18 protein-coding genes are annotated in these 17,447 nt (G+C 67.2%); 9 read left to right on the forward strand and 9 right to left on the reverse strand.

The features are described 5' to 3' along the window. Positions 1-20 precede the first annotated feature (20 nt). The 3 genes from WS92_RS17985 to WS92_RS17995 are packed head-to-tail and all read right to left on the reverse strand — an operon-like array spanning position 21 to position 3,249. A complete protein-coding gene (locus WS92_RS17985) occupies positions 21-1,199 on the reverse strand; it encodes a CaiB/BaiF CoA transferase family protein (protein WP_059929385.1) in 1,179 nt (392 codons plus the stop codon). Positions 1,200-1,211: 12 nt separating this feature from the next. After that, a complete protein-coding gene (locus WS92_RS17990; RefSeq protein WP_059929383.1) occupies positions 1,212-2,372 on the reverse strand; it encodes an acyl-CoA dehydrogenase family protein in 1,161 nt (386 codons plus the stop codon). Positions 2,373-2,400: 28 nt separating this feature from the next. Continuing rightward, positions 2,401-3,249 carry an HTD2 family dehydratase gene (locus WS92_RS17995; protein ID WP_059929381.1) on the reverse strand — a complete coding sequence of 283 codons (849 nt, stop codon included), beginning with the start codon at positions 3,247-3,249 and terminating at the stop codon, positions 2,401-2,403. A 142-nt stretch (positions 3,250-3,391) separates the two neighbouring features. On the opposite strand from WS92_RS17995, the gene WS92_RS18000 reads away from it, so the two are divergent. Further along, positions 3,392-4,342 (forward strand): LysR substrate-binding domain-containing protein, encoded by a 951-nt coding sequence (locus tag WS92_RS18000; RefSeq protein ID WP_006026423.1) that lies wholly within the window; start codon positions 3,392-3,394, stop codon positions 4,340-4,342. A gap of 24 nt (positions 4,343-4,366) precedes the next feature. On the opposite strand, the gene WS92_RS18005 is transcribed toward WS92_RS18000, so the two are convergent. Beyond that, entirely contained in the window at positions 4,367-5,023 is a 657-nt protein-coding gene (locus tag WS92_RS18005) for an alpha/beta hydrolase (protein WP_015600892.1), read from the reverse strand. A 445-nt stretch (positions 5,024-5,468) separates the two neighbouring features. On the opposite strand from WS92_RS18005, the gene WS92_RS18010 reads away from it, so the two are divergent. Further along, positions 5,469-5,771, forward strand: coding sequence for a hypothetical protein (locus tag WS92_RS18010; RefSeq protein WP_009917353.1), 303 nt, complete (start codon positions 5,469-5,471; stop codon positions 5,769-5,771). 209 nt (positions 5,772-5,980) lie between these two features. Here WS92_RS18010 and WS92_RS18015 read toward each other — a convergent pair whose 3' ends face one another. From WS92_RS18015 to WS92_RS18025, 3 genes are all read right to left on the reverse strand, one after another. Further along, complete coding sequence (locus tag WS92_RS18015; protein ID WP_009917351.1) at positions 5,981-6,262, reverse strand: H-NS histone family protein; 282 nt, start codon at positions 6,260-6,262, stop codon at positions 5,981-5,983. Positions 6,263-6,746: 484 nt separating this feature from the next. Continuing rightward, positions 6,747-7,673, reverse strand: a complete 927-nt coding sequence (locus tag WS92_RS18020; RefSeq protein WP_015600500.1) for an amidohydrolase family protein — start codon at positions 7,671-7,673, stop codon at positions 6,747-6,749. A gap of 53 nt (positions 7,674-7,726) precedes the next feature. Further along, positions 7,727-8,962 (reverse strand): MFS transporter, encoded by a 1,236-nt coding sequence (locus WS92_RS18025; RefSeq protein WP_041861718.1) that lies wholly within the window; start codon positions 8,960-8,962, stop codon positions 7,727-7,729. 452 nt (positions 8,963-9,414) lie between these two features. Here WS92_RS18025 and WS92_RS18030 point away from each other — a divergent pair, with 452 nt between their 5' ends. After that, entirely contained in the window at positions 9,415-10,308 is an 894-nt protein-coding gene (locus WS92_RS18030; protein WP_015600209.1) for a LysR family transcriptional regulator, read from the forward strand. A gap of 132 nt (positions 10,309-10,440) precedes the next feature. Here the strand turns inward: WS92_RS18030 and WS92_RS35890 are convergent, their stop codons facing one another. Beyond that, a complete protein-coding gene (locus WS92_RS35890) occupies positions 10,441-10,671 on the reverse strand; it encodes a hypothetical protein (protein ID WP_171845216.1) in 231 nt (76 codons plus the stop codon). A 131-nt stretch (positions 10,672-10,802) separates the two neighbouring features. Beyond that, positions 10,803-10,982: a hypothetical protein gene (locus WS92_RS37210; protein ID WP_075644852.1), complete on the reverse strand. Its 180-nt coding sequence runs from the start codon at positions 10,980-10,982 to the stop codon at positions 10,803-10,805. 126 nt (positions 10,983-11,108) lie between these two features. On the opposite strand from WS92_RS37210, the gene WS92_RS18035 reads away from it, so the two are divergent. The 6 genes from WS92_RS18035 to WS92_RS18060 all read left to right on the forward strand — a co-directional run bounded on the left by WS92_RS18035 (position 11,109) and on the right by WS92_RS18060 (position 17,165). Continuing rightward, positions 11,109-11,654 carry a Csu type fimbrial protein gene (locus tag WS92_RS18035; RefSeq protein WP_059929605.1) on the forward strand — a complete coding sequence of 182 codons (546 nt, stop codon included), beginning with the start codon at positions 11,109-11,111 and terminating at the stop codon, positions 11,652-11,654. 52 nt (positions 11,655-11,706) lie between these two features. Further along, positions 11,707-12,267: a Csu type fimbrial protein gene (locus tag WS92_RS18040; protein WP_006026432.1), complete on the forward strand. Its 561-nt coding sequence runs from the start codon at positions 11,707-11,709 to the stop codon at positions 12,265-12,267. Positions 12,268-12,349: 82 nt separating this feature from the next. Next, entirely contained in the window at positions 12,350-12,874 is a 525-nt protein-coding gene (locus WS92_RS18045) for a Csu type fimbrial protein (RefSeq protein WP_059929379.1), read from the forward strand. 17 nt (positions 12,875-12,891) lie between these two features. Further along, positions 12,892-13,728 carry a fimbrial biogenesis chaperone gene (locus WS92_RS18050; protein WP_059929376.1) on the forward strand — a complete coding sequence of 279 codons (837 nt, stop codon included), beginning with the start codon at positions 12,892-12,894 and terminating at the stop codon, positions 13,726-13,728. A 44-nt stretch (positions 13,729-13,772) separates the two neighbouring features. Beyond that, positions 13,773-16,184, forward strand: coding sequence for a fimbria/pilus outer membrane usher protein (locus WS92_RS18055; RefSeq protein WP_059929374.1), 2,412 nt, complete (start codon positions 13,773-13,775; stop codon positions 16,182-16,184). Positions 16,185-16,199: 15 nt separating this feature from the next. Beyond that, entirely contained in the window at positions 16,200-17,165 is a 966-nt protein-coding gene (locus tag WS92_RS18060; RefSeq protein ID WP_006026436.1) for a Csu type fimbrial protein, read from the forward strand. Positions 17,166-17,447: the final 282 nt, after the last annotated feature.

A 17,447-nucleotide genomic window follows, 5' to 3' on the forward strand; every position in this document is an offset into this window, starting at 1 on the left:
TCCGGTCATGTCTCGCGCCGCTAGACGGCGCCTTCGTCGCGCAAGCGTGCGATGCGGCCATCGTCGTAGCCGAGCTCGCGCAGGATCGCGTCCGTGTGCTGGCCGAGCACCGGCACGGGCGCCATCGCGGGTTCGTCCCGCGCGGCGACGCCGGGCGGGTAGAGCGCGGGCACGGGGCCCGCCGGCGTATCGACGTGCGTCCAGCGATGCCGGGCCTTCAACTGGCCGTGTTGCCACACGTGATGCATGTCGTTGAGCCGCGCATTCGCGATGCCGGCTTCGTCGAGGCGCGCGATCACTTCGTCGGCGCTCAGCGTCGAAAACGCAGTGCGGATGATGTGCGCGAGCGCATCGCGATGGCTCGAGCGCAGGCTGTTCGTGCGGAAGCGATCGTCGGCGGCGAGCTCGGGCAGCCGCACGACGGTGTCGCAAAAGCGCTGCCACTCGCGTTCGTTCTGCAGGCCGAGCATCACGGTCTTGCCGTCGCCCGCCGGAAACGGGCCGTACGGATAGATCGTCGCGTGCGACGCGCCGGTGCGCGGCGGCGGCGTCTGGCCGTCGATCGCGTAGTAGAGCGGATAGCCCATCCATTCGATCATGCTCTCGAGCATCGACAGATCGATGTGTCGTCCGCGTCCCGTGCGTTCACGCTCGAACAGCGCGGCGAGGATGTTCGAGTACGCATACATGCCGGCCGCGATGTCCGCGATCGAGCAGCCGGCTTTCGCGGGCGCGTCGTCCGAGCCGGTGATGCTCAGGAAGCCCGATTCGCTCTGGATCAAGAGGTCGTATGCCTTCTTGTCGCGATACGGGCCGTCGAGTCCGTATCCGGAGATGTCGCAAACGATCAGCGCGGGATAGCGTTCGCGCAGCGCGTCGTAGCCAAAGCCCAGTCGCTGCATCGCGCCCGGCGCGAGGTTCTGCACGAGCACGTCCGCGCTCGCGAGCAAGCCGTGGACGATGCCGACCGCCTCCGGCCGCTTGACGTCGAGCGTCATGCTTTCCTTCGAGCGGTTCGCCCACACGAAATGCGACGCGAGGCCGCAGACGCGTTCGTCGTACTGCCGCGCGAAATCGCCCACGCCAGGGCGCTCGATCTTGATCACGCGCGCGCCGAGATCGGCGAGCTGGCGCGTGCAGAAAGGCGCGGCGATCGCGTGCTCGAACGCGACGACAGTGATGCCGGTGAGCGGGCGCATGGCGGTCCTTCGTCAGAACGAGCGCGGCAGGCCGAGGATGTGCTCGGCCACGTACGACAGGATCAGGTTCGTCGAGATCGGCGCGACCTGGTACAGGCGCGTCTCGCGGAACTTGCGCTCGACGTCGTATTCGCACGCGAAGCCGAAGCCGCCGTGAAATTGCAGGCACGCGTTCGCCGCTTCCCACGACGCGTCCGCGGCGAGCAGCTTCGCCATGTTCGCCTGCGCGCCGCACGGCTCTTGCGCATCGAAGAGCGCGCACGCCCGGTAGCGCATCAGGCTCGCTGCCTCGACGTTCACGTACGCGCGTGCGATCGGGAACTGCACGCCCTGGTTCTGGCCGATCGGGCGGCCGAACACGGCGCGCTCCTGCACGTACCGCGACACCTTGTCGATGAACCAGTAGCCGTCACCGATGCACTCGGCGGCGATCAGCGCGCGCTCGGCGTTCAGCCCGTCGAGGATGTACTTGAAACCCTGGCCTTCTTCGCCGATCAGATTCTCGGCGGGGATCTCGAGATTGTCGAAGAACAGCTCGTTCGTTTCGTGGTTCACCATGTTCGGAATCGGGCGCACCGTCATCCCGTGGCCGATCGCGTCGTGCAGATCGACGAGGAAGATCGACATGCCTTCGCTCTTCTTCGTCACGTCCGACAGCGGTGTCGTGCGCGCGAGCAGAATCATCAGATCGGAGTGCTGAACGCGCGAGATCCAGACCTTCTGGCCGTTCACGACATAGCGGTCGCCGCGCCGCACGGCCGTCGTCTTGATCTTCGTCGTGTCGGTGCCCGCCGTCGGCTCGGTGACGCCCATCGACTGCAGGCGCAGCGCGCCGGACGCGATGCGCGGCAGGTAGCGCGCTTTCTGCTCGTCCGAGCCGTGGCGCAGCAGCGTGCCCATGTTGTACATCTGGCCGTGACACGCACCCGAATTGCCGCCTGCACGGTTGATCTCCTCCATGATGATCGACGCTTCGGTGAGGCCGAGGCCCGAGCCGCCGTATTCGTGCGGAATCAATGCGGCGAGCCAGCCGGCTTTCGTCAGCGCGTCGACGAACGCTTCCGGATAGCCGCGTTCCTCGTCGATCTTGCGGAAATAGTCGGCGGAAAACTGGCTGCAAAGATCGCGGACCGCTTCGCGGATGTCCTGATGGGGATCGATGGATGGGTTCATGAGTGGTTCGTTCGATCTTCGAAATGCGTTATCGCACGAGGGACGCGCGCGCGGACATCGTCAGCGATCCTTCGTGATCCTTCGCCCACAGCTCGGCCGACCGGCCGTCGGGCACAAGCCGGCCGCACAGCGTGAGCGCGCGGCCGACGAAGGCGGGGCGCACGGCCTTGTACGCGTAGTCCGTGACGACCGCATCCGGCATCGATCGCGACACGAGATCGAGCAGCAGCGTCGCGATCAGCGGGCCGTGAACGACGAGGTCCGGATAGCCTTCCGCGTGCTGCGCGTATGCGCGGTCGTAGTGGATGCGGTGGCCGTTGAAGGTCAGCGCCGAATAGCGGAAGAGAAGCGTTTCGGCGGGCGCGATCTCGCGTTGCCAGTGCGCGCCGTCGGGCGCGGCCTGACGCGGCGGCGACGGTGCGCCCGGCTCGGCGGGTTCGCGATAGACGATGTCCTGCTCCTCGTGAATCGCAAGCGCGCCGCTCGACTCGATCCGGTGCTCGACCGTGACGAACGCGAGCCGGCCGCTGCGGCCGGCCTTGCGCTCGAGTGATGCGACGCGCGACGTGCGCGTTGCGCTCGAGCCGATCGCGAGCGGCGCGATAAAGCGCACGCGTCCGCCCGCCGCCATCCGGCGCGGCAAGCCTGGATCCGGCAGGAAGCCTCCCGTGCGCGGATGGCCGTCGCTGCCGAGCGACGATTGCCGCGCGGCCGTCCAGAAGTACAGCCAGTGCCATAGCGGCGGCAGCGGGTCGCCGGCGCGCGGATGCGCGTCGCGATCGAGCGTGGCGGCGAGCGCGGCGGCGGGAGCGGGGGAAACGAGGTCGGTGACGATCTGGACCGCGTCGTCGCGGCGCTCGGCTGGGGTGGCGCGCATGGCCGTCTCCGTCGCCCGGCGGGCCGGGCGGATTGGCTTGGAATGGAGACGACTTTAGGGGAACCGGCGGCGCACGGGAAATACCAATTGAATGTGCCGGACATAGGCGTATCCTATGCCTTTTCGACCGACAGGCAGCGCGATGGACGTCCGTCAGCTTCGTTATTTCGTCAGTATCGTCGAGTACGGCAGCCTCGGCAAAGCGGCGGAGAAGCTGTACGTCGCGCAGCCTTCGCTGAGCCAGCAGGTCGCGAAGCTCGAGGACGATCTCGGCGTCGCGCTGCTCGTGCGCAGCCCGCAGGGCGTGAAGCCGACGGCAGCGGGGCAGGCGCTCTATCGTCACGCGCGGCTCGTGCTGCGGCAGATGGATCAATTGCGGCAGGAAGTGCGCGAAGGCGCGGGCGCGGAATCGGGGACCGTCGCCGTGGGCTTTCCGACGACGATGGCGTCCGTGCTCGCGATGCCGGTGTTCGAACGGGTGCGCGTGCGCTATCCGGGCATTCGCCTGCAACTCTTCGAAAGCATGAGCGGCTACATCAACGAACTGCTCGCGAACGGCCGGCTCGATCTGGCGATCCTGTTTCGCGAATCGAACACGACGGGCATCACCGCGATGCCCGTGCTCGACGAGGCGCTGTATCTGCTCGGCGAGCCGGGCGGCGCCGTGGCGCCGCGCGCCCGCACGTGCGCACTCGCTGCGCTCGCGGGCGTGCCGCTCGTCGCGCCGAGCGTGTCGAACGGGCTGCGCCTGCTGCTCGAGCGGATCTTCGCGCGCGAGGAGGTGCCGCTCAACATCGTCGCCGACATCGATTCGCTGCCGACGCTGCTGTCGATCGCGCAATCGGGCGCCGCGTGCACGATCCTGCCCGCATCGGCGCTGGCGCTGCGCGACGCGGCGAACCGGCCGAAGATGCGCCGCCTGGTCGATCCCGAGGTCCGGCGTCCGGCGAGCCTGTGCTGGTCGAACACGTCGCCCGTGAGCTCGGCCGCGCTCGCGGTGCGCGAGACGATCGTCGAACTGATCGCGGAACTCGCGGACAGCGGCGTGTGGGCCGGCATCGCGTTGCGTGCGCGCACCGATTCGGCCGCGTGACGGCCGGCCGCGGGCCGCGAATCGCTATCGCAACGACGCGACGTGCCGCTCGACGACCGACACGAACATGCCGAGGCAGCCGGTGAAGAAATGGTTCGCGCCCGGCACGACGACGACCGGCAGCCGCTGCGGACGCGCCCACGCCATCACGCTCGCAAGCGGGACGACCGCGTCCGATTCGCCGTGAACGACGAGCGTGCCGTCCGGCGCAGCGGGCGTGTCGTATTGGCGCTCGCCCTGCACGGTGCCGAACGGAACGCCCGCGAGCACCGTGCACGCGGGCGGTGCGCCGGCGTCGATCAGCGCCCGCGCGACCCGCGCCTGCACGAACGCGCCGAACGAGAAGCCCGCGAGCGCGACGGGCTTGCCGGGATGCGCGCGGCGCACGGCCTCGACGATCGCGAGCATATCGCCGGTTTCGCCGTTGCCGGCGTCGTGCGTGCCTTCGCTGCCGCCGACGCCGCGGAAATTCGGCCGGATCGCGAGCCAGCCATATAGCTGAAAGACGCGGGCGAGCGCGCGAGGAATCTTGTGTCCGGCATCGCCGCCCTGTAGCGGGTGAGGATGCGTGACGATGGCGATGCCGCGCACGTCGCCGGGCGGCGCGTCGACGAATGCGTCGATGCGGCCGGCATCGCCATGAAGCATCGTGCTCGTCGTATTCGGACTGAAGAAGTCCATCGTGTGCGATAAAAGTGGGGTTGAGTGCGTTTGGCGTTCGGGCGAGCGGAATCCGAAGCGCGAGCGTCGGGTGCGTTCGAGGCGTGGAGCATGGCCGATGTCGCTATTTTCGCTGTCCTGCGAACGAAGCGATAGAACGGGCTTCCTCTGCCCGGCATAGGCCATGCCTATGGAGTGCCGCGCATGTATTGCGTCGCGAGGCGGGCGATTCGTCCCACATCGTGAGCAGCCCGGCCGCTGCGCCCCGTTGCGTGGTCGATGTCCGGCGCGCACGCAAGCAGGAAAAAAGCCGGCGAGGCTGACGAAGCGCCACGCAGGCGCCGCACATTGTTTGCATCAGCGAAACGGACTGTTAAGCGTAACGGGAATGATCTATCGGGCGGAGCGCGGCATACTTTCACGTGTCTCATTATTCCCAGTCTGCTCGAAGAGCACGCTTGCAAAATTGAAACCACGCGTTCTCAAATCGTCGTCCTTATCAATCGCGCTCTGCGCGCTGCTGCTTGCCGCATGCTCGAGCGCATCCGACATCAGCGCGACTGAAACCCCGAACGTCTACACCGTCGATTCGAACTCGCGCGGCATTCTGCTGTCGTGGGCGGGCGCGCACGAGCGAGCCGTCAACGAAGCGACGAACTACTGCGCGCAGCGCGGCATGCAGGCGAGCGTGAAGCGGGAATCCGTCGATCGCGGCAGCGGCTCGCAGGGGCGCGCGCAACTCGCGTTCGAGTGCCATCCGGCGTTCTGACGGCCGGACGCCGTTGCGGCTGCGCGTCGCACGCGGCGGGATCGTCGATTGTGCGTCTGTCTGTCGGGCCGAGCCGAATGCAACGAAAAAGCCCACACGGTTCGGGCGAGCGGTGTGGGCTTTCTTGCTGCGGCCTGCGCGCAGCGCACGCGGTGCGAGCAAACGTTGCCGCTTGACGTCGCGCCCCGTTGCGCCACGCCTCGCCGGCGTCACGCGACGAACGCGGCGCGATCCTTCCCGGCGATCCATGAGGGCGGGCGGCCGCGGCCGTTCCATGTCGCGCCGGTCTTCGGATCGCGGTACTTCGGCTTGAGCTTGCCGCGGCGGCGCAACACGCCCGCACGGCCGAACACTTCCTGCGTCGTGAGTTCGAATTCCTCGACGATTCGCTTCACTTCGGATAGCGCGGCGCTGCGCGCCTGCGTGCGCGCCGCATCCAGCTTGATCATCAGGGCTTCTCGTTCCACCAGAAGGTCGAGGTAGGTTTCCATCGAAAAAAAGCTCCCTTGCCTGTCGGGATTCGATCGCGTCCCGTATCGGCCGGCAAATGTAGAGTTGTGTGTTGGACGAATGACGGCAAGTCGACCGCCGATCGAAAGAAGCGAAGCCCGATGCGGCGGCCGGCGGGTGAAACGAACAATCACGATCCCGTTTCGGCGTCGATCGCGATGCCATCCGCCGTCAAGCGATGGCATCGCGCAAACGGGCGCAGCGCGAGTGAGGCCTGCGTGCGGGGATGAAAAATCGAAATCCGCGGCGACGTCCGGTGTCCGCGCGATCGCGCGCCGGTTCGGCACGCATTCGAGCACGGAGCCCGTCGAACAAGGGCCCGGGTCATCGTCATCGAGATGAAAATTCTAGCGGCCGGCGTCGACGCGAACCAGCGGATCGGACCGAGTTATTCATAAATTTTTGGCATACATCGGGGGGCAGGCGGCGTACGAGACGGCGCGTCGGCACATCGCGCGCGGTCGTTTAGCGATCGAAGCGAAACAGCGCGCGCGCCGAATCGCAGAGGATGATGCGCCGCAGAAGCGGATCGGGCACCCAGTCGTCGAGCGCCGAGCGCGTCGTCCGGTAGTCGGTCCGGTCGCGGTGCTGTGTATGCGGCCAGTCGCTGCCCCAGACGAGCCGGTTCGGCGCAAACGCGCCGAGCAGCGCGCGCGCCGCGCGCGTGCCGAACGCAGTGCCATCGCCCGAAACGATGTTGCGATACGCGGCGGAGAGCTTGACCCAGACCTGCCCGGTGCCGGCGATCGACAGCAAAAACCGGAAGCCGGGATCGCGCGTGCCGAGATGCGGCGCCGGCCGCCCGAAATGATCGACCACGACGCGGCACGATTGATCGAGCAGCGCGGGAATGATCGCAGGCAGATCGGCTGCGCGCCGGTGCACCTCGACATGCCAGCCGAGCGCGTTCGCGCGCGCGAGCAGCGCGCGCCAGCGCGGCGCGGCGAAATCCGGAATCGGCAGGCCGACGAGATTCAGGCGGATGCCGACCACGTCCGTCGCTTCGAGCCGAGCGAATTCGTCCTCGGCCGTGCACGGATTCACGCTCGCGACGCCGCGAAAGCGCTGCGGATAGCGCGCGAGCACGTCGACGAAGAAGTGATTGTCGGTGCCGAGAAAGCTCGGCTGAACGAGCACGGCGTGCGTGACGCCGCACGCGCTCAGATGCGCGACGTACGATTCGAGCGTCGCGTCGTATTCCGGCGAATGCCGCGCGGTCGGGATGCGCGGCAGGCTGCGCAGAAACACGTGCGCGTGCGAATCGACGGCCTCGATCGGCGCGAGCCCGTTCCCGTACCAGGCGTCGACGAGCGGATCGCGTGCGTCGCGCGCGCGCGTTGCGAAGGGGCGGCCCATCGTTTCGACTGCCGGATCGTTCGATGCCTGATCCATGAAAATCCACGAAATGACGGGCGCCCGATAGGCCGCCTCGCGCCGCCTCGCGTCTACAGTGCCGCTTCGCGGCCCCGGACGTCGGGTTGCGCTGTCTGGAAATCGCGCGCGCGCGTTTCGGGCAGGAACCACACGGCGATGAACACGAGCCCGTACGCGATGCCCGCGTCGATGCCGAGCGCGACGCCGAGCGGCATCGATGTGCCCATGTGTCCGACGAGCACCGGGAAGATCGCCGACGCGACGCGGCCGAAGTTGTAGCAGAAACCGACGCCGCGGCCGCGCACGTTTCTCGGATAGAGCTCGTTGAAGAGCGCGCCGAGCGTGGCCGGGATGCCGGCCGCGAAGAAGCCGAGCGGGAAGCCGAGCAGCAGCATCGCGACGTTGTCGAGCGGCAGCAGCACGTACAGGTTGACCGTCACGACGCAGCACGCGGCGAACAGCATCAGGTTCCTGCGGCGGCCGATGCGGTCCTGCAGGTACGCGCTCGTCATGCATCCGACGATGAACGCGACGATGATCACGGCGAGATATGCACCCGTGCCGAGCACCGACAGATGACGCTCGGTCTTCAGGTAGGTCGGCAGCCAGGTCGTGATCGCGTGGTAGCCGCCGTGCGCGCCGACGCCGATCAAGCCGCCGACGATCGTCATCCGGAGCACCGCCGGATCGAAGATGCTCTTCGCCGACGCGCGCGCCGACGCGGCCGCGGCCGCGCGCGCGTCGTCGCGCGGCGGCTCGGGGATGGCGCGCCGGATGTACAGCACGAGCAGCGCGGGCAGCACGCCGATCGCGAACAGCACGCGCCACGCCCATTCGGGCGGCAGCCACGAGAAGACCAGCGTGTAGAGCAGCACCGCGCCGCCCCAGCCGAAGCCCCACGCGCTCTGCACGATGCCCATCGCCTTGCCGCGATGCCGCGCGCGAACCGTTTCGCTCAGCAGCACGGCGCCCGCCGTCCATTCGCCGCCGAAGCCGAGCCCTTGCAGCGTCTTCAGCGCGAGCAACTGCTCGAAGTTCTGCGCGAATGCGCTGAGGAACGTGAACAGCGAGAACCAGCACACGGTGATCTGCAGCGCGCGCACGCGGCCGAAGCGATCGGCGATCATGCCGGCGAGCAGGCCGCCGATCGCACCCGCGGCGAGCGTCGCGCCGCCGATCAGGCCCGCCTGTCCCTTGCCGATGCTCCACGACGCGAGCAGCGCGGGAATCACGAGGCTGAACATCTGCGTATCGACGCCGTCGAGCGCCCAGCCGGAAAAGCATCCCTTGAACGTGCGTCTTTCCACGGGCGATATTTCTTTGTACCAGCTCACTCGCACTCTCCAGAATGATTTCGCAATAAGCGATTGAGAAAAATTCCGCATCATATCGCCATATTTTATCGAGCGGCAAACGATAAATGCATCACGAAACCGGGCATTATCGATAAAAGAAAATTATGATGACGGGCTTCGTGTCGAACCCGCTTGTGCAGGGCGGAAAGGCTCGGCAACGTTTGCGTTGCGTGGGGTGCGGCAATTTTCGTTCGACGCGATGCGTGGCGGCGAATATTCGAAATGATTGATCGGATAATTCTATTTGATTGAATGGTCGATAAATTGAAAATTCACGAGTCAAATTCGTCTGTCCGGAGCGAGTGCGGAATGAAAGCGCGGATTCGCGAATCAGCCCGCCTATTCGGTGGCGAAGCGGCAAGCCGACGATCGTCGAAAAAGCAGTCTCATTGCGCAGAGTGAAGATGGAATCCAAGCATCTACGTTATTTCCTGGCCATCGCCGATACCGGCAGCCTCACGCATGCGGCGATTCGCCTCGGCGTCGCGCAGCCCGCGCTCAGTCATGCGCTGACGAAAATGGAGCGCGAGCTCGGCGTGAAGCTGTTCGACCGTTCGAGGCGCGGCGCGACGCTGACGACGGCGGGCGAAGCGATCGTCGACGACATTCGCCTGAGCCTCGCTCGGATGGACGCCGCCGCGCGGCGCGCGAGCGAGATCGGCGCGCAGCGGGCAGGGCGGCTCAGCATCGGCTTCGTGTCGGCCGCGCTGTTCGATACGTTGCCCGCCGCGGTGTGCGCGTTGCGCGCGGCGGCGCCGCGCGTCGATCTCGTGATGCGGGAGATGAGCAATGCGGAGCAGGTCGTCGCGCTCGAGCGAGGCGAGATCGACATCGGCATTCTGCATACGCCCGTCGCGATCGGTGGCCCCGTCCACGAGAAGCTGATCCGGCGCGATCCGCTGATCGCCGTGATTCCGAAGTCGTTTCCGCGGCAGCCGGACGGCTCGATCACGCTGCGGGAACTGTCGCGCGCGGGGCTCATCTGGTTTCCGCACGAGCAGTTGCCGTCGATTCGCGCGGCGATCCTCAGCGCGTTCCGGCTCGCGGGCCATCCGATCGAGGTCGTTCAGGACGCGAATCGCACGCTGACCGTGATCGCCTGTGTCGCGGCGGGCTGCGGCGTGTCGCTGCTGCCGTCGTCGATCCGGACGCTGACGTTCGAAGGCGTCGATTTCAGCCCGGTGGCCGACGGGCAAGCGCTGCCGGAATTTCCGTTGACGGCGATCTGGCCGAAGCGGTCGCGCCGGACGCTCGCCGATCGGTTCGCGGCGCTATTGCCCCGGTTTCAGCCGAACTGAGCGGGCAAGGGCGGGCGACGGGCGGCACGCACGCGCGTCTTCGCCTGGACCGCATGCGCCGGATGCCGCGCCGTCGATCGTCCGGATGCCGAATGATTGGAATCGCACAGCCAAGCGCCGCGAGATAATTCGTCATTCGAACAATGCGTGCAGGCGAGTAAATGACGATAAATGGAATATCGCTCTCGCAATGAGAGTCGGGCGGGCGGCCGCGCGAATCGCATCGAAATTGAACCGCTTCGTCCAGCCGCCATTCCCGGGCGATGCGCGGTCAGAATGGCGGAATTCCGCTATTCCTGTCGATAATTTCCGCTTTTGATTTTCCTGGCCGAATCCCTGCGACGATGCGCGGGTGACGATCATATGACGGATTTTGCCGTGTCGATCATGTTCGAATGGCTGTGCTCGAGCGTTCGAAAGAATCTTTAAACATTGTCAAATTTTTCAAAACTCGGATTATTCTGATAGTAACAATTACGTCGGGCATTCATCATCTATTCAATTATATTTTCGATGAAACCGGGGCGTGATTCAGAAATAACCGCAATCGAGTAGACCAATCGGGTCGACCCCAACCAATTAAAAACCGGGTCGACCGAATTCGAATTCCGACTTTGCCTGCCGCGACGGCGGCGCGCGATGCGCTGCCGTTCGTCCGCGCTCGTCCGCTGCAATCACGGCGCGGATCGGCGAGTGTCGGTGCATGCGTGGTGCGCGCGAGGCGACGGGGCCGCCGTGCGCGGCGATTGGGCCATCGAAAAACAACAACGAGATCAACGGGCGATCGTGTGGAGAGCGAAATGCGCAAGCGTGTGGTGCGGATGATGAGCGGGGCGGCATTCATGCTGTTTTTCGCGACTGTCTCGGCCGGGCAGTTGACCGGCACGATGCAGGTGAATTTGCAGGTCAGCCGCGGATGCGAGGTCGCGGGCGTCGCCGGAAGCGTGGATCTGGGCCGGCTGGATTTCGGCGCGCAAGGACCGCTCTGGTCCGACTACCTGATGGCCGACGGCCGCGCGACGTCGAACGGTGCGGTGCGCGTCGTTTGCAGTCCGGACGTCAACGGCTTTCTGGTCTCGATCGACAGCGGTCGCAACGGGGACCAGTCGACCCGCTATCTGGTCAAGCATGGCGCGGACGGGCGCGTCGTCGGCCGGATTCCGTACAACGTGTACCGCGACGCGGCGCGCAGCGTGCCGTACGTGCCGCTCATGCCGCAATCGTTTCTCGTCGACGGGCGACAGGACGACGTGACGCTGCCGCTCTACGGCATCGTCAACGGCATGACGCGCGCGGTGCCGTCCGGGACCTACGAGGATTTGCTCGGGATCACGCTCGACTGGTGATCCGGGCAGGTAAGCAGCAACAGTTCTTTTTCACCACACAGAAGGAAACAAAATGAAGGCTCACTGGAAAGTCTGGGCGGCTCTCGCCTGCGTATCCGCCTGCGCGGGCGTGCAGGCGCAAACCAGCCCGCTCACGGGGACGGTCAACTCGCAGCTCGTGCTGACGACGGGCTGCGCGGTCGATACGGGCGGCGGCTCGGTCGGCTCGGCGAACTTCGGCACGCTCGACTTCGGCACGCAGCCGAGCGGCTTCACGGGCCAGCTCACGAGCGCGGCGAAGGGCGGCGGCTCGACGTCGACGCAAGTGACGTGCTCGCCGGATGTCACGTCGATCCAGGTGACGATCGACGGCGGCCAGAACGTATCGAAGGGCTCGGCCGTCGGCACGGGCACGCGCGCGCTCGCGAACGGCAGCAGCTTCGTACCATACGAGGTTTACTCGGATGCGGGGCATTCGCAGCAATATGTGTCGGGCACGCCGCAATCGGTCGCAGTGCCGACGCCGGGCGCCGCATTCGCGTTGCCGCTGTACGGCGTCATCAACAAGACGAGCTCGTCGGCGCTCGCCGCCGGCACGTACACCGACGTGCTGAACGTCACGCTCGGCTGGTAAGCGCACGCGTCGGTTCCGTTCAGTCCGGCCTCGCGGCTCGCGCGCAAGCGGGCCGCGAGGCGATCCCAGATTTCCGATCGTCATGTCGACCTTACATCGAGTGGTTTTTCTGCTGGGCGTCGCGGCGTTGCCGGCTGCCGGCCGGGCCGACACGCTGTTGCCCAGAACCCAGGCCTTCACGGTCAGCGCGCAGATCGTCGCGGGTTGCGGTGTCGCGGGCGGCGGGCCGACGAGCGGCCTGAACTTCGGCACGCTCGACTTCGGCGCGCATCCGGCCGTCGCGACCGGGCAGGCGAAGGCGGCGGTCGGCGGCGGCGCGTTGCAGATCGAATGCTCGCCGGGCTCGACGCTGAAGATGACGATCGACGGCGGCGCGAACGCGAGCGCGGGCAACACGCAGCGCAATCTGGCGAGCGGCGGCGCGCGCGTGGCGTACCAACTGTATTCGGACCCCGGGCGCACGCAGGCGATCGCGATCGGGCAGGCGGTGTCGCTGCCCGTGTCCGGGACGATCACGCTGCCGGTCTACGGCGCGTTGACGCTGCCGGGCGGCGGCGTGCCCGCGGGCACGTACACCGACACCGCGCAGGTCACGCTCAGTTATTAATCAATCAGGAATCCGTGATGAAAGTTTCGAGATCGCCTGGCGCGCCGGCGCGCGCGGCGCGGATGCGTCGCGCGTTGCTCGGCGCGGCGGCCGCGGCGTCGTTCGCGGCGCAGCATGCGCATGCGGCGGCGTCCGTGATGATCTGGCCGATCGATCCCGTGATCGAGAGCGACCAGCGGGCAGCGGCGCTTTGGCTCGAGAACCGCGATCGCCGGCCGGTGACGTTGCAGGTGCGCGTGCTCGGCTGGCGCGAGGCGAACGGCGAGGACCTCTACGACGAGAACCAGCAGCGCATCGCGGGCAGCCCGCCGATGGCGACGGTGCCGCCAGGCAAGCGCCAGTTGATCCGGCTCACGCGGCTCGCGGAGGCGGCGCCAGGCACCGAGCAGGCGTATCGCGTGCTGATCGACGAGATCCCGCAGCCGGACGACGGCGCGCAGCAATCCGCGAGCGAGGCGTCGCTCGGCGTGAAGTTCCAGATGCACTACTCGGTGCCGCTTTTCGTCTACGGCGACGGCCTGTGGACGAAAGAGAACCCGGACAGGCGCCGCGACCCGGCGACGGCGGGGCGGCCCTTGCTTCACTGGCACGTCGCGCACGACGGCGGCACGCGCTGGCTCGTCGTGTCGAACCGCGGCCCCGTGCATGCGCGGATCACGCATGCGGGGTTCGAAGCGAACGGCGCGCGCGCCGATTTCGCGCGGGGCCTGCTCGGCTACGTGCTGCCCGGCGCGCAGATGCGCTGGGCGCTGCCCGAGACCATCAAGCTCAATTCCAATTCCAAGCTGATCGCCACCGTCAACGGCGTGGCCGATCTCGCAATCGACGTGGACGGCGCCGCTTCGAACCGGTAATCCGCATCACGACACAAGCGACGATGTCGCGACGGGGAAATGCCTTGAAGCGGTACAACGAATACAGAACGAGAGGGCTGCCGCGGCGGCGCGCGGCGGCGTGGGCGGTGGGCATCGCATTCGCGGCGGCGGGGGGCGCGCGCGCGAACGAGCCGATGACGCTCGCGGACAGCTTCGGCCGCGCGCTGCCGCCCGCGGGGGGCGCGGCGGCGCAGGGCACGCTGTATCTCGAGCTCGTCGTCAATGAGCTGTCGACGGGGCGCATCGTGCCGATCCGCTATCGGGACGGCGTCTACTACGCGCGGGCGAGCGACCTCGCGCAGGCGTCGGTGCGCACCGGCGCGGAGCCCGACGCGCTCGTCGATCTGTCGAAGCTCGACGGCGTGCAGGTCGAATACGAGAGCACCGAGCAGCGCCTGAAACTGACCGTGCCGCCCGACTGGCTGCCGCAGCAGACGGTCGGCTCGCGGCGGCTGTACGATCGCACGCCCGCGGCCGTCAGCTTCGGGCTCCTGTTCAATTACGACGTGTACACGAACTCGCCGACGCTCGGCACGAGCTACACGTCCGCGTGGACCGAACAGCGTCTGTTCGACAAGTGGGGCACCGTGACGAACACGGGCGTCTATCGGCGCGATTACGGCGGCAGCATCGGCGGCGCCGGGAGCAACCGCTACCTGCGCTACGACACGTTCTGGCGCTACTCGGACCAGGACCGGATGCTCACGTACACCGCAGGCGACGTGATCACGGGCGCGCTGTCGTGGTCGAGCGCCGTGCGCCTGGGGGGCGTGTCGGTCGAGCGCGACTTCAAGGTGCGGCCGGACATCGTCACGTATCCGCTGCCGCAGTTTGCGGGTCAGGCCGCGGTGCCGACCGCCGTCGATCTGTTCATCAACGGCAGCAAGACGACGACGGGGCAGGTGAATCCCGGCCCGTTCGCGATGAACAACGTGCCGTTCATCAACGGCGCGGGCGAGGCGACCGTCGTCACGACCGACGCGCTCGGCCGCCAGGTCGCGACGACGATTCCGTTCTACGTCGCGAACACGCTGCTGCAAAAGGGGCTCTCCGACTATTCGCTGTCGGCGGGCGCGATGCGGCGCGACTACGGGATCCGCTCGTTCTCGTACGGCAAGTTCGCGGCGTCGGGCACCGCGCGCTACGGCCTTGCCGATTACCTGACGATCGAGGGGCACGCGGAGGGCGGCGAGCGCTTCGCGCTCGGCGGACTCGGGTTCGACCTGGGTGTCGGCATGTTCGGCGTGCTCAACGTCGCGGCGACGCAGAGCAGTCTCGCCGGCACGTCGGGCCGGCAATACGCGTTCGGCTACAGCTATTCGTCGCAGCGGTTCAGCGTGTCGCTGCAGCGAATCCAGCGCACGGACGGGTTTCGCGATCTGTCGGTCTACGATCTGCCCGCGGACGTCACGTACCGGCTCGTGCGCAGCAGCACGCAGGCGACAGCCGCGCTCAATCTCGGCGCGATCGGCGGCACGCTCGGCGCCGGCTACTTCGACGTGCGCGGCGCGGACGGCACGCACACGCGGATCGCGAACCTGTCGTATACGCGGCCATTGTTCCGGCGCGCGACGCTTTACGCGTCGGTCAACAAGACGATCGGCGACCACGGTGTCGCCGCGCAACTGCAACTGATCGTGCCGCTCGGCGACAAGGGCGTCGTGACGGGCTCGGTCGCGCGCGACGAGCGCAACAGTTTCAGCGAGCGCGTGCAGTACAGCCGCAGCGTGCCGAGCGACGGCGGCTTCGGCTGGAATCTCGCGTATGCGGGCGGCGGCTCGCACTACCAGCAGGCGGATGCGACGTGGCGCAACCGCTACGTCCAGGTGCAGGGCGGCGCCTACGGCTACGGCGCGGGGCGCGGCTACGCGCGCTGGGGCGAGGCGCAGGGCTCGGTCGTCGTGATGGACGGCGCGGTGCTGCCCGCGAATCGCGTCGACGATGCGTTCGCGCTGATCGACACGCAAGGCCGCAAGGGCGTGCCGGTGCGCTACGAGAACCAGCTCGTCGGCAGGACCGACGGCGGCGGCCATCTGCTCGTGCCGTGGGCGCCGTCCTACTACGCGGGCAAGTACGAGATCGATCCGCTCGATTTGCCGAGCAACGTGCGCGTGCCGATCGTCGAGCGTCGCGTCGCGGTGCGCGACCACGGCGGCGCGCTCGTCACGTTCCCGATCCAGAAGATCGTCTCCGCGCAGATCGCGCTCGTCGACGCGGCGGGTCGGCCGATCGGCGTCGGCTCGCGCGTGCTGCACGAGGAGAGCGGCCAGACCGCGCTCGTCGGCTGGCAGGGCGAGACGTATCTCGAAGGCTTGTCCGCGGTCAATCACCTGCGCGTCAGGACGCCCGACGGCCGAACCTGCCGCGCGACGTTCGCAGCCGACGTCGACGCGGCGCAGATGAGCCGCATCGGTCCGCTCGCGTGCGGCGAATAACGACAGGATTCCTCGATGAAGCCATTCCGACAATTCCTCGTGCGCGTCGCGGCGACGCTCGCGCTCGGTTTCTTTCCGGCGCTGCACGCGCATGCGACGTGTTCGGTCGTGAGCGCCGCTCCCGCGTCGTTCGGCACGGTCACGTCGTTCGTCGTCGCGAGCCAGCCGCAATCGACGTCGACGACGAGCAGCGGCCTGTCATGCTCGGGCGCGCTGCTCGGCCTCTTCGTGATCGGCGACCAGATCAACGCGACGATCACGTCGGCGAACGGCGGCAAGCTCGTCGGCCCGACGGGCGACGCGGTGCCATATTCGGTGTTCGCCGACCAGAATTACTCGATCAAGCTCAACCTCGGCATGACCTACAACTGGGCGAGCGGCCAACTGCTGAACCTGCTCGGGATCTTCGGCGGCCCCGCGCAGACGCTGCCGATGTATTTCCGCACGATCCAGGGCAGCAACGTCGCGGCGGGCACGTACACGGACACGCTGACGATCGCCTGGAACTGGGACTACTGCAGCGGGATCGGTGTGCTCGGCATCTGCCTCGGCCGCGACCGGGGCTCGGGCACGGCGGTCGTGCCGGTGACGATCACCGTGACGAACGACTGCGTGATCGCCGCGCCCGACGTGAACTTCGGCGCGGCGCCGACGGTTGCGAGCTTCGCGCCGGTGACGGGCAGCGTGTCGCTCACCTGCACGAAGGGGATGGTCTACACGGTGGGCCTCTCCAGCGGCGCGAATCCGCACGCGAGCGGGCGCCGGCAGATGGCGAACGGCGCGAGCCGGCTGCAGTACGACATCTTCGGCCCGGGCGGCGGCGCGGTGTGGGGGCAGTCGGCGAACCGCGCGGGCAGCGGCGCGGCGGCCGACGGCCAGTCGGCGCAGCAGTTTCCGTATACCGCGCGGCTCTATCCGGATCAGCAGACGCCCGCCGTCGGAACGTATACGGACAGCGTGGTCGTGGACGTGCGCTATTAGCCGAAAATCGGCGCTTTTCTGAAATCGTATCGGGCATGCGAATCGAATCGGATGGGAGAGAGGGAGGTGAACGAGAAAGCCGGATCAGTTTTTTCATTTTCGAACGAAGCGTGGATTTGACGAGGTGCGAAGCCCGACATGGCCAAATCGGGCGCGAGAATATCGCGATGCGCATGCGTTGATCGTCGACTTTCGCTTGCCGGCCGTCCCGCACCCGTGCGGGACGGCCGAAGCGCGGACGCCGCCGTTCGCGACTGCGCGCCATCGAATCGAAGAATCGGA

Source organism: Burkholderia sp. MSMB1588, assembly GCF_001546925.1.
GTDB lineage: Bacteria > Pseudomonadota > Gammaproteobacteria > Burkholderiales > Burkholderiaceae > Burkholderia > Burkholderia humptydooensis.